The organism is Frankia sp. CcWB2 (assembly GCF_977927585.1).
The window spans coordinates 29,689-32,068 of record NZ_CDWRCM010000013.1; the positions used below are offsets into that span (position 1 = coordinate 29,689).

At 69.2% G+C, this 2,380-nt stretch carries 2 protein-coding genes and 1 tRNA gene; 1 reads left to right on the forward strand and 2 read right to left on the reverse strand.

The genetic code is table 11. The annotated features are described in order from the left end of the window. Nucleotides 1-63: 63 nt before the first annotated feature. Entirely contained in the window at nucleotides 64-1,638 is a 1,575-nt protein-coding gene (locus ACY45C_RS02960) for a sensor histidine kinase (RefSeq protein ID WP_462186123.1), read from the reverse strand. Between the two features lie 201 nt (nucleotides 1,639-1,839). On the opposite strand from ACY45C_RS02960, the gene ACY45C_RS02965 reads away from it, so the two are divergent. Further along, entirely contained in the window at nucleotides 1,840-2,133 is a 294-nt protein-coding gene (locus ACY45C_RS02965) for a hypothetical protein (RefSeq protein WP_462186124.1), read from the forward strand. 122 nt (nucleotides 2,134-2,255) lie between these two features. Here the strand turns inward: ACY45C_RS02965 and ACY45C_RS02970 are convergent. Continuing rightward, nucleotides 2,256-2,328: transfer RNA gene (locus tag ACY45C_RS02970), tRNA-Glu, on the reverse strand. Between the last annotated feature and the right edge of the window lie 52 nt (nucleotides 2,329-2,380).

Consider the following 2,380-nt stretch of genomic DNA (forward strand, 5'->3'; position numbering starts at 1 on the left):
AGGTCCCGGCGCCTTCCCGGCACGGGGATCAGCCCGGCACGAGGAACGGTCTTCCCGCCCCGCTCAGCCGAGACGGTCCATGGGCAACGAGCGGATGTCGTCCCGGGGACCAGCGAGCGGCCCGCCGGTAAGCCGTGGCTTACCCGGCTCCTCGTCGACCCGGATACTGCGCGGCAGGGGCATCGGAACCGGCAGTTCCGCCTCAGGCTCCGGCGCGAGCGCCGCCAGGCTGGTCGCCGCCCACAGGTCCACCTCGACGATGATCTCGCCGTTCTCCGAGGACATCCGCAGCCGTCCCCCGTGTACCTCGACGAGGCGTCGCACGACGTAGAGCCCCATGCCGGCCCCGTCCGTGGGGCGGGTCGCCGTGCCGTCCCGCTGGGTGAACGGTTCGAAGAGCTGGCGGATGGTGTCGGGGTCGAGATCGGGCCCGGGATTACGGACGCGCAGGACGACCTCGTCGCCCACCCGGCCGGCTATGAGCCGTACCGGCGCTCCCGGCCAGGAGTGCACCAGGGCGTTGTCGACGAGGTTCGCGACCACCTGGATGAGGGCCTGTCGGGCCATCCGCACCGGCAGCTCCAGCGGAAGATCCACCGTCACGCTGCTCGGCGACCCGGTGTACGAGAGCGTGGCGAGCACGTGCCGGACGACCTCCGGCAGATCGGCGATGGTGGTCTCGTCCGTGCCGGTGGCCGTGGCGGCCGTGAGCATGTTCTCCAGCAGGCGGGAGAGGCGATCGGAGTAGTTCACCGCCGCATCGAGCAGATCGTCGAGCTGGGCGTCCGAGAGCCGGTCGCGACGGCGCTTGATGGTCAGCAGGTTTCCGCGGATACCGGTCAGTGGCGTGCGGAACTCGTGCGACACCGTCGCGACCAGGTCGCTGCGGATCCTGTCGGTCTCCTCCAACCGGGCCATCAGGCTCTGCTGACCCTCGTAGAGCTGCTGCCGGTAGTGCTCCACCCGGCGGCGGGACTGCTCGTTGTAGTGCCAGAAGACCATCTGTGCGCAGGCAAGAGCGAAGATGAAGCCGGCATGCAGGCCGGCCACCAGCCAGGCGTTGTCCAGCAGCTCCCCGTCGGCCGAAATGATGTTGCCGATCGCCAGGTTGGCGACGAACACGAAGGCGATCGCCAGCAGATAGACGGTCCACTCCTCGTAGAGCGCGATCAATGCGACGACCACGAAGAAGTGAAAGTACATCGGGGTGAGGCCGCTCGAAAAATGGACGAGGACGACCGAACAGCACAGCAGCCCGAGGCTGGCGGCCAGGGCACGGACCCGGCGGCGGCCGGGCACCACCGCGGAGGCGAACAGCAGCGCCGGCAGACTGGCCGCCAGAAAGCCGTGCACGAGGCTCAGGTCGCGCCAGATCGCGTAACAGACGATGACCGGCAGGTGTATCGCCAGCACCAGGCACATCAACGTGTGACGGGCCGTCCAGTCCTCGATGGGCAGACCGCGGCCCTGGGGAAGCAGCGAGGTGATGCGCCGGGCGGCTCCCGGCAGGACGTCCACCTGCTCCGGTGCCGATCCCGGCGGGCGCAGCCGACCAGCATGGCGGGCGGCGCGCCCCACGTGCGCACTCCCATGCCGACGCCGTGCGCGTTCGGGTGCCGATGGACTGACGGTGGACATCCGCGCAAGTTTGTACCGATCCGGTGCTGGAGCACCATGGTTGTCAAGGGTGGTGTCGCATGGCGACAATGCCCAGGTTTGACTAGGCCATCTGCACCACCTGGTACCGGGCTCAACGGAGCATGGCGCGGGCCTCGCCCTCCCCGCCAGGCTGTGGTCCGCGGGGTGGCCCCGAGACAGCCCCCCATGGAGGAGGACACCGTGCCCCCAGTGGCCCTGACAGCCCCAGTGGCCCTGGCAGCCTCGACCGCTTCCGCGATCGCCCCGTCGACCGCGGGTCGGATCGGCCCGCCGCAGCCGGGTGCCACCGACGATCCCGCGCTGACCGCCGTCATGGCCCGGGTCGCGCGCCCCCAGCTACGCCTGGTGGCCTCGACCCCGGACACCGAGATCGAAGTGGTCCACGGCCGCGGAGGCCCAGCGTCCTGCGGCTGCCGCGCGTGCACGATGGCCCGCCACCCCGCGACCATGCTGCGGTTCGAGGTTATGCGGTAGGCCGGATCGCGCCCGACATGACGATGGCCCCCGGAGAGGAATCCGAGGGCCATCGATGGTCCGTCTTGGTGCGAGGGCGTAGCTCTCGTCCTCTGCGAAGAATCGAAGATAAAACCGCCGTGTAGCCCCGACCGGATTCGAACCGGCGCTACCGCCTTGAGAGGGCGGCGTCCTGGGCCGCTAGACGACGGGGCCAAGACTCTGGTTCTTACTTACGCGCTTATGCGCGTGTCACACTATACAGTAT